This window comes from Acinetobacter genomosp. 33YU, from assembly GCF_001990725.1.
In the GTDB taxonomy this organism is placed as follows: domain Bacteria; phylum Pseudomonadota; class Gammaproteobacteria; order Pseudomonadales; family Moraxellaceae; genus Acinetobacter; species Acinetobacter seifertii.
On sequence record NZ_LFZQ01000011.1, the window covers coordinates 42,047 to 60,342 of the forward strand.

Genomic DNA, 18,296 nt, shown 5'->3' on the forward strand with positions numbered 1-18,296 from the left:
TAATATTTAAACGCCTAATGTGGCTCCCCCATCGACCACAATTTCTTGCATAGTAATTTGTGCTGCTTGGTCTGAAAGTAAAAAGCTAACGGTATTAGCGATATCTTCAGGCTGGGCAAGTTTTCTAAGTGGAATGCCAGTGCGGTACTGGTTTAAGTCGCCATCAATAACAGCAGGTGGAGGCGAATTGTCTGTCCAAAGCTGTTGTTGCATTTGCGTTAAAGTAGAACCTGGCGAAACAATATTGAGTCTGACTTGATGAGGTGCGATTTCAAGTGCAAGATTACGGCAGTAATGACTCAGTGCCGCTTTACTCGTTGCATACATGCCGAGCTGCATACGTGGCATACGTGCACTATTTGAGCTAATAGTGACAATACTTCCCTGTTTTTTTTCACAAAAGTGCTTGGCAAGTTGTTGACTAATTGCGATGGGTGCCATGACATTCACCGCAAAAAGTGTTTGCCAATCTTCCGGTTTTGCTTCAAGCATAGAACGCATAATTAATACGCCCGCTGCATTTACTAAGCCTGTAATGTTGTGCTTTTCCAAAAGCTCTGCAATCAAATTTTGAGTAGTTTGTTGCTGTGTAATATCTTGTGAAATTCCTTGCCAACGTGATATTTCACGGTTTTCTAGCTTTTGAATGATTTCCCATTGTTCTGGGTTTTCCTGTTGATCAATACCAATCACTTGATGCCCTTGCTGCAATAATTTTTTTGCAATAGCAGCTCCAATACCTCTTGCAGCACCTGTGACCACGATGGTAGAGCTCATATTTAACTCCTGTTTGAAGCGATATTAAATTGCGCAACATAATTGCAAATAATTATCATTATTATCAAGTGCAATAAATATCAAACATATGATTACAATCTAAATCCAGCTATTTATTAACCATAATTTTAAATTAAGTTATTGTTTTTAATTAATATTATAAAAATAAGCATTTCTTTATTGATTATAATGATAATTGTTTTCATTTACTAATGAGAATCATTTTGATAATTTGACCGCGCTTTCTTGTCGAGATGGACTCAAAATGAAGCCATTTTCTCATCCTTTACATCCCCTATTTCAACAACTCAATGTTGGGAGTGAAGTCTGGTGGAATACCATTAAAAAAGTAGGTAGCCCACTCGTTAACCTACAAAAAAATAAAGCGCTCTGTACCTTTGTTTGGCGTAGTCCTGAGCCTAAAGAAAGTACCTTTGTTTATATTGATATTTATTCACAAAGCCCTTCTATCTATCAAAAGTGGAATCGTTTTAGCCGTATAGCTGGGACAGATGTACATTTTTTTGAAATAGAGCTGCCTCTAGCTTGGGCTGGTAGTTATGTTGTAGTTACGGCTAGTGAAGAAGCGCCAAAAACAGATTGCGCGTCCACACGCCGCTCATGGTGGCAGACACAGCTTAAACAAAATGCTCAAATTGATCCTTTAAGCCACCAAGCAGTTTATACAGGACATTTAGCGCGTTATATCAATCAGATTCAACTCGAGAACACAAAATCTTTAATAAGCGATTGCCCAATTACAAAGACATTTAAATGGTCAAGTCGCTTATGCCAACAGGATTATTTGGTCGATATTTTTATTAGTGGTGAATTAGCAGAAGAAAGTCTGCCATTAGTTATTTTGCTTGATGGCCAAATCTGGAGTCGAGAGCTTTCAATTCTGCCCGAAATTCAACATTTGACTGATTCAAATAAGATTCGTCCAGCAATTTATGTTTTTGTCCATAGTTTAAATAGTCAACAACGCCAACAAGATTATGGTTGTCATGAAGCATTTAGTCGGGCGTTGGTTGAAGAACTCATTGAAATGCTCCTAAAAGAATATTCGTTTATTTCTAAAACCGACATTACGTTATGTGGTCAAAGTCTAGGTGGTTTATGTGCTTTACATAGCGCTTTGCTGTTTCCGACCATTTTTACTTCCCTAATTTTGCAATCTGGATCTTATTGGTGGTCAGATTTTTCAAACAGTATTTTAGGGCGAAAACACAAAGGTAATTTTTTAGAACTGCTTCAAAACTTATCTGATCAATTATCAAAAACAACTCAAATTTATATCAGTGCCGGCACGTATGAAACCGATATGCGGGACGATGCCCTTCAGCTTTATCAACAATTGCAATCATTCAATCAAGTGAGTTTTCAGACTTTTCCGGGCGGACATGATGCCGTGAACTGGCGCACTGACTTGCTTAAGGCATTGCAACAAACACTTTCACTATAACCATTTGTTTCATCAAGGATAACAATATCATGAGTAACTTACAGGAAAATTATATCAATCCATTTGATAACGAAAGTTTATCTTTTCAAGTTCTAAAAAATCAGCAAGGTGAGTTCAGTTTATGGCCTGCTCAACATCAGGTGCCATCGGGGTGGGATATTCAGCATGGACCAGATACGCGGGCTTCATGTATTGCATATGTAGAAAAGCATTGGTTAACCATTAATCCTTTTCAACAAGCGTAATGGAGAACAGTCATGAATCAAGCATTACATAATGAGTTTACCCAAGAGCTTTCTGGGCCAACACGCTTTGAGCTTACTTCTACACAATTGGGGATATTTCTTGCCGATCATTTAAGTTCTATTAATGATCTATATACCATTGCTCACTGTCTTGAACTTCCTAAATCGGTTGATCTTTCATTATTTAAACAAGCCATTCAAATTGGTTTAAATGAAGCCGATACGGTCATTGCTTCATATTCATCTGACGCGTCTCAACCGTTTATTGAGCTTAACAATCAAGTTCAAATACAAATAGAAGAATTTAATTTTTGTCATTTAACGCCTAAAAAAGCTCAGCAACGTTTATGGGATTGGATGCCAACAGATCGGTTATGCGCAAAATCACTTAAAGAAACCGATAATCACTTATACCGTCAGGTGTTATTTACGACGCATGATAAAGTGTATTGGTACCAACGCTATCACCACATCATGCTGGATGGCTTTAGCATGATTAACCTGACCAAACGTATTGTTGAACTCTATCAACAATTACAAGAAGAAAAAGACCTTTCAGCTTCTCCGTTCATTGGCATCAATGATGTTATTTCTGAGCGTCAGGCTTATGAAAATAGCCATCAATTTAAGCAAGATCAGAACTTCTGGAAGTCATATTGCCAAGATTTACCGAGTCCTGTCACTTTAAGTACTCATCACTTGGCAGCGAAAACAACAGCACAATTTGTTAAGCATCACCTTCGTTTTTCTTCAGGAATTTTTGCCCTGATACAACAGATTGCTTCAAATCTCAAAGTCGGTTTGAATGACATGATGATGTCATTGTCATTACAATATATTTACAAAATGACCGATAAAGCAGAATTGGTTGTCGGTATTCCATTTATGCGCCGTTTAGGTTCAAAAGCAATTCGCTCGACTTTACCCGCAGTAAATGTCTTACCGGTAAAGTTCAGTGTGAGTGAAAAAGATAGTTGGGCGAGTTTAGCGCTGCATGTACAGGCACAACTGCAGCAGATACGTCCACATCAGAAATACGATGCTGAACAAATTTTAAGAGATTTAAATAGTATCGACATTTATGAACGAATGTATGGCCCTATTTTAAACTATAAAGCTTTTGACCAAGACTTGATGTTAGATGGTGAAAAAGTTAAAACACACCACATTTCTACAGGACCAATTGATGATTTTGAGTTTTCTTTTATTGTTCAAGATCAAGAACTCATTATAGAACTTCGTGCAGATTCAGAGCGCTATACACAAGATGAGCTCTTTATGTATGGGCAACGTTTAACTCTATTGCTTGAACAAGCGCTGATTCAACCAGAACAACAATGGAATAGTTTTAATATTACCCCACAGCATGAACTTGCTGTCCTGACCCAAAGTGGTATTGGACCACGTGTTAGTCACCCCGAACAATATAATAATGTTCTAGATATTTTTTATGAACAAGTTAAAAAGTATCCCGAACGTACCGCAATTGTGAGTGGTGAACGTCCAAACCTTATGCATCTGAGTTTTGCTGAGCTTGCAGTACAAGTGAATCAACTCACTCGTTTTTTACAAGAAAATGGAGCCAAAAAGCAAACTGTCATTGCTGGAGCTATTCCTCGTTCGATTGACTCAGTTGTGGTGATGTTATCTGTACTCAATTCTGGTGCGAGTTTCTTACCTCTCGATTTAGATTATCCAATCGATCGTATGCAAATGATGTGTGAAGATGCAAATCCATTATTTGTATTAACGACACAAGCTCTTGCACAGCAATTACCTAAAAATATTCAACAGCTATATCTTGATCATGAAGACGTTCAAACGCAAATTCGAAAGCAAGATGCGAGTGATATTCCTGCCGAAAATCGTAAATTCGATTTCCAAGACGTCGCTTATGTCATTTTTACCTCGGGAAGTACGGGCCGTCCTAAAGGTGTAATGAATACACATGGTTCTTTACTCAACCTCATTTTGTCACATAAACCAACCATTTACTGGCCCGTATTAGAAGCTGTAAATCAGCGTTTCCCTAACCGTCCGTTACGTGCAGCGCATACCCACTCTTTCTCGTTTGACTCATCTTGGTTGCAAGTTTTCTGGATGTTATGGAGCCAAGAGCTACATATTTTCGATGAAAACATGCGTCGAGATGCATTTGGTTTAGTGCAAGAGATTCAGCAACGACAAATCGATACACTTGATTTACCACCATCTTTTTGTGCGCAAATGATGACGAATGGTTTATTTGCTGAAAATCAGCATCATCCAAGTCTTATTTTGATTGGTGGTGAAGCTGCACCGTTAGCTTTATGGCAACAGCTAAATGCTCAGCCAGCGCTTTTTGCACATAACTTATATGGCCCAACAGAATATACGGTTGATACTTTCCGAGCAGAATTAAAACAGACCGCTCGACCTGTCATTGGTAACCCTATTGGTAATACACAGGCCTATGTACTCGATCGCCACTTGCAGCGATGTCCGACTGGCGTGATTGGTGAGCTTTATATTTCTGGCTTTGGTATTGCCAATGGTTATTTAGGTCGTGCTGACTTAAGTGCTACCCGCTTTGTAGCAAATCCATTTGAACATGGACAGCGCATGTACCGCACGGGTGATTTAGTCCGCTGGAATAGCGCGGGTAAACTTGAATTTATGGGGCGCTGTGATGACCAGATTAAAATTCGTGGTTATCGTGTTGAGATTGGTGAAGTTGAAAATGCACTTTCGATTTTAGCCAATGTTGAAAGCGCAGTAGTCATTGCAGAACCGATTAATAATAGTCATCGTTTACTCGGTTATTGTGTGGTCAAAGACATTGAACTTGATGAAAAAACCAGTGAGCAATTAAGTCAGCAATATTTAAGTCAGTTACGTCAAAACTTACCTGAATATATGGTGCCTTCTGCCCTAACTGTTATGTCCGAATTTCCACGAAATGTAAGTGGCAAAGTCGATAAAAAAGCACTGCCAAAGCCTCAAATTCGTACCCATAGCCGAATGGCCGAAACGACTGAACAACAACTTTTATGTCAAATTACTGCATCTGTTCTTAAGCTTGACGCAATTGGAATTGATGACGACTTCTTTATGACAGGTGGCGATAGTATTTCGGCCATTATGCTTTGTACTCAATTGCGCCAACGTGGTTACGGCTTAAGACCAAGTGATGTATTCCAATTTAAAACAGTGGCCGCTATGGCACCGCAACTCACCCGTTTAGATGAGCAACAAGCGGCTATTTCAAAACCATTATTTTCAGCAGAGCTAGAACAAAAAGTTCAAGAAAAATATGGAAAAAATAGCACCATTTTACCTTTGCTTCCTTTGCAAAAAGGCATGCTGTTCTTATCTCAAGTAGAAAAACAATCGAATTATAATGCCTTTACTCGTCTTAGTTTAAATGGAGATATTGATCCGGTACGTTTACAGCAAGCGTTGATTACCGTATTAAAACGTCACCCTCAATTAGGTGGACATTTTGATAGTGAATTAGCTGAAGAACCTGTTTTTATCTATTCATTACATCCTACTCAAGCTTGGCCAGTTCAGTTTTGCTCAGTCACTCCCGATCTGCTTGAGCAAACCATTCAAGAAGCATTGCAGCAACCGATTCATCTCGACCAACCTTATGGCCTGATTCGGGCAACCTTAATTCAACATGCTCCAGAACAATCCGAATTATTGATTATGGTGCATCATCTGTTAACAGATGGTTGGTCAACTCCGCTGTTTTTACAAGACTTTATTAAAGCCTATCAGCAGACTAACCAACAACTGCCAGTGCTTGAACATAGTTATGAAAAGGTAATTAAAACCTTATCTGGACGTGACCATGAAACATCAAAAGTAATTTGGCAACGTGATTTAGCAGATTTACAGCCACTTATTTTATTTAATCAAGCACAGCAAGCTGTACAGGAAACTTCATATCGTTTAAGTGCTGAGTTGGGTGCGAAACTTCAACACAAATTACGCCAGCAAGGCATCACGCTCAATGTCTTCATGCAAATGATTTGGGCAATGACTTTAAATATTTATGCTCACCGTGAAGATATTGTGTTTGGTACACCTGTTTCTGGGCGTTCAGCACCTATTAATGGTTTAGAACAGCAAATCGGATTGTTTTTAAATACGATTCCAGTGCGTGTGAAGCTCAACATGCAGCAAACACTTTGGGAACAATTGGCTCAGTTACAACAATTACATGTTGAACATTTAGAGCATGATGGTTTGGGTCTGGGTGAAATTCAGCAATTAGTCGGACAAGGCAATCTTTTCGATAGTTTGCTAGTCGTAGAAAACTATCCTGATAACCAGTATTTACAGCAAAGACTTGGTAATGCTGCTATTTCCAAACTTACAAATCGCGGTTATAGCCATTATCCGCTTGCTTTGCTGGTTATTCCTGATCATCAAATTGAGCTATTACTCGAACAGCGTGGAGTAATTGAGCAGCCTGAACACTTCCTCGAGCGAATGGTTCAATTGATTGAAATTGCCTTAAATGAACCAGAGACTTCTCTAGGTCACTATCGCTTACAACTTGCTGGAGAGCGTGATTTAATCCAGAAAGTTAATCAAACTCAACATGAAGTTCATCCAACGACCTTACAGCAATTACTCAGAGAACAAGCTCGAATTACGCCTGAACAAACGGCGTTATTAGATGAAAATCATCAGCTCAGTTTTAGTGACGTACGTTTTCAAGTTTGTGCTTTAGCTCAGCAATTGCAAAAAATGGGCGTGCAGGCTGGAGAGATAGTTGCGGTTGCCCTACCAAGATCAGTCAAACTGAGTATCACTATTTTAGCGGTGATTGAAGCAGGTGCAGCTTATTTACCTATTGATTTACAACATCCGTCTGAACGCATTAAATTTATGTTGCAGGATGCCAAATCTAAACTTGTGATTGGTGAACAACCAGATCTAGCTGCTATTGCCCATCCATCAATAGCTACCTTTGCTTTTAATGAATTGTTTGATGAGACCAAGGTTGATTTGAGCAGCTATAAAACGACAGTGATTACCCCACAGCATCCGGCATATTTAATCTATACATCGGGTACAACAGGTCAGCCAAAAGGTGTCATAGTTTCTCACCAAGCCATTGTGAACCGTATTTTATGGATGCAATCAGAATATCCACTATCAGCAGACGATACGATTTTGCAAAAAACGCCATGCACTTTTGATGTTTCGGTATGGGAGTTTTTCTGGTCATATTTAGTGGGTGCACGATTGGTTATGGCACCTGTAGATGCACACCGTGATCCATTGGTATTATTAAGCCTTATTCAAAAATATCAGATAACGACATTACATTTTGTACCTTCAATGCTGGCTGTTTTTGAAAATGCTGCCACCGAAATTTTGTCATCTGCTCAGTTCCAAAGTTTGCCAATCCGCCGAGTATTCTGTAGTGGTGAGGCATTACCAACAGCTTTAGCAAAATCATTTACCGAGCACTTTAGCTGTGAGTTGCATAACTTATATGGCCCAACAGAAGCTGCGGTAGATGTGAGTTATATGGACGCAACACTGGGACTACATCCGGAAGAAAGTAGCGTTGCAATTGGCTATCCAGTCTGGAATACCCAGCTTTATGTTTTAGATCAATACTTACGCCCTGTTCCTGTTGGAGTGGACGGTGAGCTTTATTTGGCAGGCCATCAATTGGCCATGGGTTATTTGCATCGAGCGGATTTAACAGCAACGCGTTTTGTGGCAAATCCATTCGCAGCAGGTCAACGCATGTACCGTACTGGTGATATTGCCCGTTGGCATGCAGACGGAAGTATTCAATATGTGGGACGTGCTGACGACCAATTAAAGATACGTGGGCAACGTATTGAACTGGGTGAAATTGAACAACAATTACGCTTACTCAGCGGTCTTGATGTGGTTGTACACCCTATTTCTTCTGAACAAAATAAAGCTGATGTTCAGTTAGTTGCTTATTTGCAAACAACAGCACCTGTGGACATTGTGCAGCTAAAGAAACAATTGGCGAAACAGCTTCCTGCATATATGGTGCCAACACACTATATGTTGGTCGAGCAATTCCCATTAAGTCATAATGGGAAGCTAGATCGTAAAGCGCTGCCCCAACCAAAAATTAATCCTACAAATACAGAAAAACAGCACGCCACCACTGCTTTTGAACACGAACTGACACGTATTTTCCAGCAAGTTTTAAATACGGATCAAAATATTGGTGTGAATGAAGATTTCTTTGCCATTGGTGGACATTCCATTTTGGTGATGAAGCTCGCAATTGAAATCCGAAAAGTATTTAAGCGGACCATTCCAATAGGTCAATTGATGAGTCATGTCACGATTCAACGTTTAGCAGCTTTACTGCTTACACAAGAACGTTTGGCAGAAGTTGAACAAACTGGCATGCAGCCTATTTTACCCATCCGTTCCGGCTCTGGGCATCCACTGTTCTGTTTTTACCCAGGTTCTGGTTCGGCATGGCAATATACGGTGCTGAATCGTTATTTACATTCTGATTTACCCATTATTGGATTGCAGTCACCTCGACCAGATGGCCTATTGGCAAATAGTACTGATATGGACGAATTGGTTGAAAAACAACTTGAGATTATTCGTAGCCAACAACCAACTGGACCTTATACGTTACTAGGTTATTCACTAGGCGGCACTGTGGCCTATGCAGTTGCAGCAAAGCTCACTGAACAAGGTGAAAAAGTTGATTATCTCGGCTTATTAGACACTTACCCTGCTGAAATTCATCAGTGGTTAGATTTGTCGGTAGAGGAAATGAATGCAGAAGCCGAACAAGAGCAGCTTCAATTCTTCAATGATATTTTAGCCGATGCAGATACGGCTTTAAGTGAAGAAACCCGCCGTTTACAAGAGGATATTTTCGCAAACTATCGCGACGCCGTCCGTTTATTAAAACCTTATAAGATGCCGAACTTTGATGGTGAACTACACTTAGTTGTCGCTGAAAAAGACTTGCTGCCGTATATCCAACCAGAACAACAATGGTCGCCTTTAGTTAAAAAACTCAATATTGTTCGACTGAGTGAAGCGGACCATACCGATATATTGTCTCCGCAGCAGCTTGAAACACTTGGCCCGATTTTAAACCGCATGATTTGTCAGGCGCGCGGTTTAGAGGAGCACACGCCATGAGTTTCAAATCTTTATTGACCGATTTTAGTCTTTTAAAACGTAATGCCCATTTCAGGCATGTATTTATTGCCCGCACATTGTCCTTGTTAACGATTGGCATGTTGGTCGTGGCTATTCCAAAACAAGTTTATGACATTACGGGTAGTTCGTTAAATGTTGCAGTTGCAATGGCTTTTGAAGGCATAGCCATGTTTATTGGCTTGTTACTTGGTGGTTTGCTGTCAGATCGCAAAGATCGGAAGTGGCTAATTTTATTGGCTCGTGGTGTGTGTGGTTTAGGCTTTGCTGGCCTCGCCATCAACGCCATGTTTGAGCACCCTTCGCTCTATGCAATTTATTTTCTGTCAGCATGGGATGGCTTCTTTGGTGCTTTAGGTGTAACCGCAATGATGGCGATTATGCCTGTGATTGTAGGCCGTGAAAATATTGTACAAGCCCGTGCGATCAGTATGGTATCCGTACGTCTTGCAACTGTTATTTCACCAGCAATCGGCGGTATTTTAATTGCGGTTAGTGGTGTAGCAACTGTGTATTGGGTCTCAACCGTGGGTACTTTACTCACTGTGTTTTTATTAATGGGGCTGCCTGCACTTAAACCACAACATGCATCAAATGGTGAGAGTCCTCTTAGCCAATTAGCTCAAGGGTTTAAATTTGTTTTTAAAAATAAAGTGGTTGGTAGCACCATTTTAATTGGAACACTGCTCAGTTTTAGCAGTGCTATTCGTATTATTTTTCCGCAAATGGCAGATGAAATTTTTCACGGCGGCGCATTTGAACTCGGACTTATGTATTCGGCCGTGCCTTTAGGCTCAACTTTAGGTGCCTTACTGAGTGGATGGACAACACGGTTACTCAGACCAGGCTTAGTTATGCTCTATACGTGTTTAGGTGTTTTTGGTTGCATGATTATGATTGGACTTTCACCTTGGCTCATCGTGACTTTACCAATTTTATGTGTGTTCGGATATTTGATGTCGATTGCCAACTTGCTTCAATACAGCATTGTGCAAGGACATACGCCTGATGAATATCTAGGGCGGATTAACGCCATCTGGCTCGCACAAGATGCGTTAGGCGATTCGATTGCCACTACAACTTTAGGTCTTTTAACTCGGTTTTTACCAATATCAGGAAGTATCCTCTTCTTTGGCATACTAAGCTTTGCAGTAGGATTTATGTTCCTATTCAACTCTCAAGATATGCGTGAAACAGGATTCCAAGATCCTAAATTACAAGAAAATTAATCTCTAAATAAAAAGAAGGCAATTCGTTGCCTTCTTTTGTTTTAAGCAGAATGATGTGCCTGAAAAACCCAAGTCATAATATGGTCTTGCTCTACGGCCCAGCCACCTTGATATTGTTCTAAGAGTTGATAGCGCTGTTGAATTTCCAGCAAAAAAGTTAGCGTTAATGTTTGATTTTCAAAATTAATATCAACTATAGATGCTTCTAAGAAATCGATATATTGCTTTGCAGTGGGATAAACCGCTTTATATAGACTTTCTTTTATAGAAAAAATTAAGCTCACATAATGGGCAAAATCAAAACACTCACAGGCTTTATTTTTCCATAATTCAAGCTCACATGGCGTTAAGATTAGATGTGCACTCTCTTGAGCAAATTCTGAGGTCACACAGTGCTCAATATCAATTCCCAAATAAACCGCATTGCTAGATAGCGCAACAATTAACTTATTTTGTGAATGACTAATGCTCCCCAAAACATGAGTTGGCCAGATGGGCAAATGTTCGTGCATAGAAGTTATTGACTGATCTAGACCGAAATGATGATTTAAAACAGCCTGAGCTAAGACCCTGCCACATAAGTACTCATTTTTACGTTCGACACGCGCTTGAGCAATTTTTAGGGGATGCTCTAATCGTTGGTCTATATGCAAATGCGTTGTTTGCGATAAATCTAGCCCATAACAAAATAGCTGTGATGTAAGAAAAATAGGACTCGAGATTTCATAAATTGATTTACTGATTTGTTCAGGAATGTATAGATAATTGCTCAATGTATTCGACTTCAAAATAAATATTTTTAATGAGTTACCTCCTATCTTAACTTACTCACCACGAACATATAAATAATTATATTTATCATTTGATAATAATTATTATTTACTTATACTGTTGGGTAAATTTTGACTTTAATTTACTTATAAACATCGATTATGAAACTTATAGGACTTTTTTTGACCCTGTTGGGAGCGGTCAGTATCTATTGTAGTCATAGCAACCAAAATCTGTTATCTCAACATCTTCCTACTTTCTTTAAGTATTTGGGTCTAGTGCTATTAGGCATTGGATTTATTGCGCTCTTTGCAAGCTTACCGAAAGTGGTTGCTGCTTTTTGCTGGTTCATGCTCATCATTTTTGCGTGGTCGTTTCTTCCTTTTATGGCGCTTTTTAAACGGAAACTGATTTCATGAAAGCTAAAATTCAGTCTCCGATCCAGCCAGACTGGTGGAGTAAAACTTTTGCTGGTGGTGTTTTTGGTCTAAGTCTTTCTATCGCTATTGGTAATTTAATTGTTTTATTAGGCCAACCTTATGTTGCCATGGATTTATTGGTGCAAGTAGGTATGTGGAGTGTTCCTTGGTTTTGGATGCCTATTATGTTTGGCAGTTATTTTTTTACGACTGGACGAAAAGCGCTTATCTATTTATTCATTGCGAATGCCCTAGCGTATAGCTGTATTTTTGTCTTACGGGGTTAAACATGAAAGTACGTTCAGACATCATGAAATTAGCAAAAAGCATGCATACTTGGGTGGGTGTATGTGCTGGGATTTTGCTTTTTATCTGTTTCTTTGCTGGTGGGCTCAGCATGTTTCAGCACCATATTAGTAGGTGGGCTACGCCAACACAGCAAGTTTTACCGAAAGTCTCACCCGATCAATATAATGAACTCATTCAAAAAGTACAGACTGCCTATCCTGCTGCACAAAAGAACTTCACACTCAATTTATCGTCCAATGAATTTCACTATGCACCCATTACGTGGAGCGAGCATGAACGTGGAGATGGCTTTAATGCTGCTCAGTCTACGTGGATGGCAAGCTTAGATAATAAAGGTCAATTAATCGTTGCTCAAGAAAACTTATCTAAAGCAGGCTGGCTAATCGAACAGTTGCATGAAACAGCAGGCATACCGGGCATGGTCGGCCATCACGGTTTAGGTCTTTATGTGATGGGTGTGGTTTCAATTTTATATTTTCTTGCCTTGCTTTCAGGAGTCATTATTCTTTTACCAACCTTGGTAAAGGATTACTTTGTCATTCGGCCCGGTAAAAATAAAAAGCGCTTTTGGCTAGATGCACATAACGTGATTGGAATTACGAGCTTACCTTTCCACATCATTATTAGTATTAGCGTTATTGTCTTTGCTTTTCATGACTTTTTTTATGATGCGATTGGACAACTTGCACTCAAAGGACAGCCTGTTTTTCAGCGTTCTCCCCCAGCGCTGATTCAACCTAAACAAACACAAATTGATGTGCAGCAAATATTAGCTCAAACAAAAAAAGTAGCTCCTGAATATTCAGTTGACTATATCCAGTTCAGTAACCTCGATAAACGTGAAAAAGCCAATGCACGTATAGCCTTGTATAGTCCCGATCAGATGTTACGCGGTGCAAATCATGACTTTATGCGTATGAACCCATATGCAGTTGAGCACTTTAACCATAAAGGTATTAACACACAGACTAATGCTGGAAATAAGTTAATCAACGCCATGTTTAGCCTGCATTTTGGAAGTTTTGGCGGTACGGGCGTACGCTGGATTTATTTTGTTTTAGGTGTTGGTGGTGCTTTCTTATTTTATACAGGTAACATCCTTTGGGTTGAAACTCGTGCACGTAAGCAAAAGCGTGCTGAAGACCCTGTTCCTGTTCAACGTAAAGATGTAGTGTTTCTTGCGAACTTAACGATAGGCGCGTGCCTAGGGTGTGTTTTAGCTGTCGTAGGTACAATGTTGGCCAGTCGTTGGCTTTTCGCAGCGCTTAATATTGAAAGTATGAACCACCTCTTTATGTATGGTTATTATGCGGTTTTCCTACTGAGTTTGATTTATACCTTTGTGATTGGCTATGCAAAAGCTTTACCACAACTGTTGTTAACTTTGGTTTTAGTGTTATTTGCGATTCCGCTTACATCCCTTTTAGCCTACTTTATTCCTCAAAGTGGCTTATGGGTACATCGTGGAGAAATCTTAGTAGTTGATTTCTTGGCTGTCATTTTTGCATTCGCTTTCTGGCGTTTTTATCAACAAGCCCAAGATCGCCGAAAATCTGCTCCAACGGGTAGTTTATGGGCTAACTAACAACCATGAACTAACTAGACTGAAATAATGTGTGAAATATGAAAAATTATAAAACCCACATTGTTTCGGTCAGTTGTTTAATTTCTTGAATATCATGACTCACATAAATCATCGGAATTTTTATTTCCTCTTTTACTTTCTGAAAAAAAGGAATAATTTCAGCTTTATGATTCGCATCTAGTGCCGATAAAGGTTCATCAAGTAGTAACAGCTTAGGTGAATATAACAATGCTCGACCCAGTGCTACACGCTGTTTTTCCCCTCCTGAGAGTTTGATGGGCATACGTTGTAATAAGTGCCCTAACTTTAATAACTCAATAATATAATCTGCTTCAAAGTGACGTTCTTGTTGGGACAGGTGCTTAAGACCAAATAATAAGTTTTGCTTCACCGTTTTATGCGGAAAAAGCTGAGCATCTTGAAAAACTAATCCAACATGCCGCTTTTGGGTACTCAAGTTAATGTTTTGATTTGAATCAAACCATGTTTGATCCTGTATTTTAATGAGTCCACTACGCGGTGTGTTCAGCCCTGCAATGGCATGTAAAATCGATGTTTTACCTGACCCAGAGGCACCAAATAGCCCAATAACAGTAGCATCTGACTGGAAACTAGCTTCAATATGAAATTGACCCATCTGTAGCTGAAAACGGCAATCTATCAACATAATCTTACCGCCCTAAGCGCTTCTTTTGATAACGATGAAACCACTGTGCAAACCATAGCGCTAAAAAAGCCACGCTTAACGATAAAATAATTAGCCTTTGAATAGCGGCCTCGGTATCGGGTTGTTGCATTAAGCTATACATGGCTAAAGGTAAAGTACGTGTTTCATTTGAAATATTACCTACAAAAGTAATAGTGGCTCCAAACTCACCTAAACTGCGGCAAAAACATAAAATAGCACCAATTAAAATACCACTGCTGGCAAGCGGCATCGTGACATGAAAAAATGCCCCTAAAGATGAGGCACCTAGTGTCTTTGCTGCCATTTCTAAACGTTGATCGACTAGTTCAATCGCTAATCGAATAGATTGTACCAATAGCGGAAAACCCATTACTGCTGAAGCAAGAACGGCACCTTTCCAGTTAAATGCAAAATCAATTCCGAGCGGTGCCAAATATTGTCCAATAATGCCTCGGCTCCCAAAAACTTGTAATAACAAATAACCAGGAACGACCGGCGGTAGCACTAAAGGTAAAAACACTAATGTTTCAATGAATGACTTCCCCCAGAACTCCTTACGTGCCAAAAACCATCCCACACAAATTGCAGGAATAATACTGACCACAAGACAACTCGCTGCCACCTTACAAGAAAGTTGCAGAACGCTGAGTTCTTCTGGAGTTAAAGAGAACATCATGGTTTTGCTGGAGCCAACACGCTAAAGCCATATTTTTTAAAAACAGCTTTGGCTTGGTTGCTTTGTAAAAATTGATAGAACTTTGTTGAGTTTGGATTCTTTTTAACTATCCCTACAGGATAAATAATTGATGAATGCGTATTTTCTGGAAATACACCAACTACTGTTACATCTTTACTAATCGCTGCATCAGTTGCATAGACAATGCCAACCTGACATTCACCACGTGCAACAAAGTTTAATGCCGCTCGAACATCTTCTGTTTCAACTAACTTTGGCTCAATACGGCTCCACCAATCTAGGTTAGTAAAAGCTTGTTTAGCATATTTGCCTACAGGCACACTTTTGGTATCTCCTGTACAAATCTTGCCTGTAAACACTTTATTTGGATCGATCGTTTTATCTAGTTTTACTTTTAGTGACTGACCTTTAGGAGTAATTAGAACCAAACGGTTACCTAATAAATTTATACGGTCATTTGTTGCAACTCGTTTTTTATTTTGTAGATAATCCATCCACTGGGTATCTGCTGAAATAAATACATCCGCTGGTGCCCCAGCTTCAATTTGTTTGGCTAATGTCGATGAGCCTGCATATGAAGTTTTAACTTCTACTTTATTTTGTTTTTCATAAATTTTTTCTAAATCGTTAATCGCATTCGTTAAGCTCGCTGCTGCATAAACGGTAACCGATTCAGCTTTGGCTGGAACATTAGAGACTAATCCTATGCTGAGCACCGAACAGACTAAAGCCAACTTTTTTATCTTCGTATCACTTACCATTATGTTTTACCTTTTTGTCGTTTTTTGCAGCGATATATACCCAAGAATATAGCGATAAGCATACGCGATGAAAAGTAGAAATTATTTATAAAGATGGATGTTTTTTTCTAAGCAGTTAAAAATTATAGGTAAGTAAAACTGATTCGCACTTAAATTTTTTGATTTATAAAGTATTTCTCATCTTATTTCTTTAAATAGCTACTCATAATTTGATAATCATGTTCTAAGGCTTGTCGAGCATTGATTTCCATTTGACGATAGTGCTGTAAGACTTTCTGGCCCAAAACTGTAACGGCTGCCCCACCACCATGTGTTCCGCCTGTTTGAGTTTCCACCAAAGCTGTTTCAAAGCATTGATTCATGGTGTCTACCAACTGCCACGCACGGCGGTAGCTCATATTCATAGATTTTGCGGCTTGTGAGATCGAACCAGTTTTCTCAATTGCTTCAAGTAAGTCTGCCTTACCCGGACCAAACGCAATGTTCTGCTCTAAAAGAATTCTAATCTGTAATTTTAAGTTTTGTTCTTTCATAGACTTAGTTCACAAAAGTTTATTTTATGCTCGTTAACATTATAGGGAAATTTAACAAGCTAAGACATATACAAATTTAAATCTCGATTAGCTCTTAAAAATAGTCTTATTAAAAAATCAAAACTGCACAAAGTGGATAAAGATCTGGAAAAAACGGATAGAGGCCAAAGCCTAATCGCGGTTCAATCAGTTAAAAGCTGAATGAATAGGATTGAGCAAATGACCTCATCTAATTTAAAACAATGGAATGATTTTGTAGATGGATGTATCGACTTCCGTCCTAACGATGGCGTGTTTCGCATTGCACGTAATATGTTTACTGAGCCTGAACTATTTGACTTGGAAATGGAACTTATTTTTGAAAAGGTTTGGATTTATGCATGCCACGAAAGTGAGATCCCAAACAATCATGATTTCCTAACAGTTCAAATTGGTCGCCAACCGATTATTGTGAGCCGTGATGGTAAAGGCGAACTACATGCCATGGTCAATGCTTGTGAACACCGCGGTGCGACTTTAACCCGTGTTGCCAAAGGCAACCAGTCTACATTTACCTGTCCGTTCCATGCATGGTGTTACAAGTCAGATGGCCGTTTAGTGAAAGTCAAAGCACCTGGTGAATATTGTGAAGATTTTGATAAATCAAGCCGAGGCTTAAAACAAGGCCGTATTGCCAGCTACCGTGGATTTGTATTTGTAAGCCTTGATACTCAAGCAACAGATTCACTAGAAGACTTTTTGGGCGATGCCAAATTATTCCTTGATTTAATGGTTAACCAGTCTCCAACAGGTGAACTCGAAGTACTTCAAGGCAAGTCATCTTATACCTTTGCAGGTAACTGGAAGTTACAAAATGAAAATGGCCTAGATGGTTACCATGTAAGTACTGTTCACTATAACTATGTCTCTACAGTCCAACACCGCCAACAAGTCAATGCATCAAAAGGTGAAGAACTCGATACGCTTGACTATAGTAAATTAGGGGCTGGTGACTCAGAAACTGACGATGGCTGGTTCAGCTTCAAAAATGGTCATAGCGTATTGTTTAGTGACATGCCGAACCCAACTGTTCGTCCGGGTTACAGTACAGTTATGCCATATATGGTCGAAAAATATGGCGACAAATATGCTGAGTGGGCAATGCACCGTTTAAGAAACTTGAACTTGTACCCTAGCCTATTTTTTATGGATCAAATTAGTTCACAGCTTCGTATTGTTCGTCCAGTGGCATGGAATAAAACCGAAGTCATTAGTCAATGTATTGGCGTTAAAGGTGAATCTGCTGAAGCGCGCCGTAACCGTATTCGCCAGTTTGAAGATTTCTTTAACGTATCAGGCCTTGGTACACCAGATGATTTAGTTGAATTCCGTGAACAGCAAAAAGGTTTTCAGGCACGTCTTGAACATTGGAGCGATATTTCGCGTGGTTGTCAGTCTTGGGAATATGGCACAACTAAAAACTCACAAGATTTAGGTATTCAACCCGTCATTACTGGCCGAGAGTTTACCCACGAAGGACTCTATGTAAACCAGCATGGACATTGGCAACGTCTAATGCTTGATGGCTTAAACAAAAAAGCATTGAAAATGCAAGACATTACTTTTGAAAACAATGCCCTAATGGATGAGGTGTAA

The 18,296-nt window shown here is 39.4% G+C and carries 13 protein-coding genes; 7 read left to right on the forward strand and 6 right to left on the reverse strand.

What is annotated here, in order from left to right; genetic code table 11:
• Window positions 1–6 precede the first annotated feature (6 nt).
• Complete coding sequence (locus AC056_RS13745; RefSeq protein ID WP_004708802.1) at window positions 7–777, reverse strand: SDR family oxidoreductase; 771 nt, start codon at window positions 775–777, stop codon at window positions 7–9.
• A gap of 265 nt (window positions 778–1,042) precedes the next feature.
• Between AC056_RS13745 and fes the strand changes: the two genes are divergently transcribed.
• From fes to entS, 4 genes are read left to right on the forward strand one after another with little or no spacing between them, the layout of a single operon-like run.
• A complete protein-coding gene (fes, locus tag AC056_RS13750) occupies window positions 1,043–2,242 on the forward strand; it encodes an enterochelin esterase (RefSeq protein ID WP_077163928.1) in 1,200 nt (399 codons plus the stop codon).
• A gap of 29 nt (window positions 2,243–2,271) precedes the next feature.
• Window positions 2,272–2,487 carry an MbtH family protein gene (locus AC056_RS13755; RefSeq protein ID WP_039253723.1) on the forward strand — a complete coding sequence of 72 codons (216 nt, stop codon included), beginning with the start codon at window positions 2,272–2,274 and terminating at the stop codon, window positions 2,485–2,487.
• A 12-nt stretch (window positions 2,488–2,499) separates the two neighbouring features.
• Window positions 2,500–9,651, forward strand: a complete 7,152-nt coding sequence (locus tag AC056_RS13760; RefSeq protein WP_077163929.1) for a non-ribosomal peptide synthetase — start codon at window positions 2,500–2,502, stop codon at window positions 9,649–9,651.
• Window positions 9,648–10,898 carry an enterobactin transporter EntS gene (gene entS / locus AC056_RS13765; RefSeq protein ID WP_077163930.1) on the forward strand — a complete coding sequence of 417 codons (1,251 nt, stop codon included), beginning with the start codon at window positions 9,648–9,650 and terminating at the stop codon, window positions 10,896–10,898. Before AC056_RS13760 ends, entS begins: the two co-directional genes overlap by 4 nt.
• 41 nt (window positions 10,899–10,939) lie before the next feature.
• On the opposite strand, the gene AC056_RS13770 is transcribed toward entS, so the two are convergent.
• The gene (locus tag AC056_RS13770) at window positions 10,940–11,671 is read right to left on the reverse strand and encodes a 4'-phosphopantetheinyl transferase family protein (protein ID WP_077164230.1); all 732 of its coding nucleotides are present in this window, start codon (window positions 11,669–11,671) and stop codon (window positions 10,940–10,942) included.
• A gap of 413 nt (window positions 11,672–12,084) precedes the next feature.
• Between AC056_RS13770 and AC056_RS13780 the strand changes: the two genes are divergently transcribed.
• Both AC056_RS13780 and AC056_RS13785 read left to right on the forward strand, forming a co-directional pair.
• Window positions 12,085–12,375: a hypothetical protein gene (locus tag AC056_RS13780; protein ID WP_077163931.1), complete on the forward strand. Its 291-nt coding sequence runs from the start codon at window positions 12,085–12,087 to the stop codon at window positions 12,373–12,375.
• 2 nt (window positions 12,376–12,377) lie between these two features.
• Window positions 12,378–13,982 (forward strand): PepSY-associated TM helix domain-containing protein, encoded by a 1,605-nt coding sequence (locus AC056_RS13785; protein WP_077163932.1) that lies wholly within the window; start codon window positions 12,378–12,380, stop codon window positions 13,980–13,982.
• 46 nt (window positions 13,983–14,028) lie between these two features.
• Here AC056_RS13785 and AC056_RS13790 read toward each other — a convergent pair whose 3' ends face one another.
• The 4 genes from AC056_RS13790 to AC056_RS13805 all read right to left on the reverse strand — a co-directional run bounded on the left by AC056_RS13790 (window position 14,029) and on the right by AC056_RS13805 (window position 16,661).
• The gene (locus tag AC056_RS13790) at window positions 14,029–14,649 is read right to left on the reverse strand and encodes an ATP-binding cassette domain-containing protein (RefSeq protein ID WP_077163933.1); all 621 of its coding nucleotides are present in this window, start codon (window positions 14,647–14,649) and stop codon (window positions 14,029–14,031) included.
• Between the two features lie 4 nt (window positions 14,650–14,653).
• Entirely contained in the window at window positions 14,654–15,346 is a 693-nt protein-coding gene (modB, locus tag AC056_RS13795; RefSeq protein ID WP_077163934.1) for a molybdate ABC transporter permease subunit, read from the reverse strand.
• Window positions 15,343–16,128 carry a molybdate ABC transporter substrate-binding protein gene (gene modA / locus AC056_RS13800; RefSeq protein ID WP_077163935.1) on the reverse strand — a complete coding sequence of 262 codons (786 nt, stop codon included), beginning with the start codon at window positions 16,126–16,128 and terminating at the stop codon, window positions 15,343–15,345. The genes modB and modA overlap by 4 nt, the downstream gene beginning before the upstream one ends.
• A gap of 182 nt (window positions 16,129–16,310) precedes the next feature.
• Window positions 16,311–16,661 (reverse strand): winged helix-turn-helix domain-containing protein, encoded by a 351-nt coding sequence (locus tag AC056_RS13805; protein ID WP_019459120.1) that lies wholly within the window; start codon window positions 16,659–16,661, stop codon window positions 16,311–16,313.
• A 219-nt stretch (window positions 16,662–16,880) separates the two neighbouring features.
• Here AC056_RS13805 and antA point away from each other — a divergent pair, with 219 nt between their 5' ends.
• Window positions 16,881–18,296, forward strand: a complete 1,416-nt coding sequence (antA, locus tag AC056_RS13810) for an anthranilate 1,2-dioxygenase large subunit (RefSeq protein ID WP_077163936.1) — start codon at window positions 16,881–16,883, stop codon at window positions 18,294–18,296.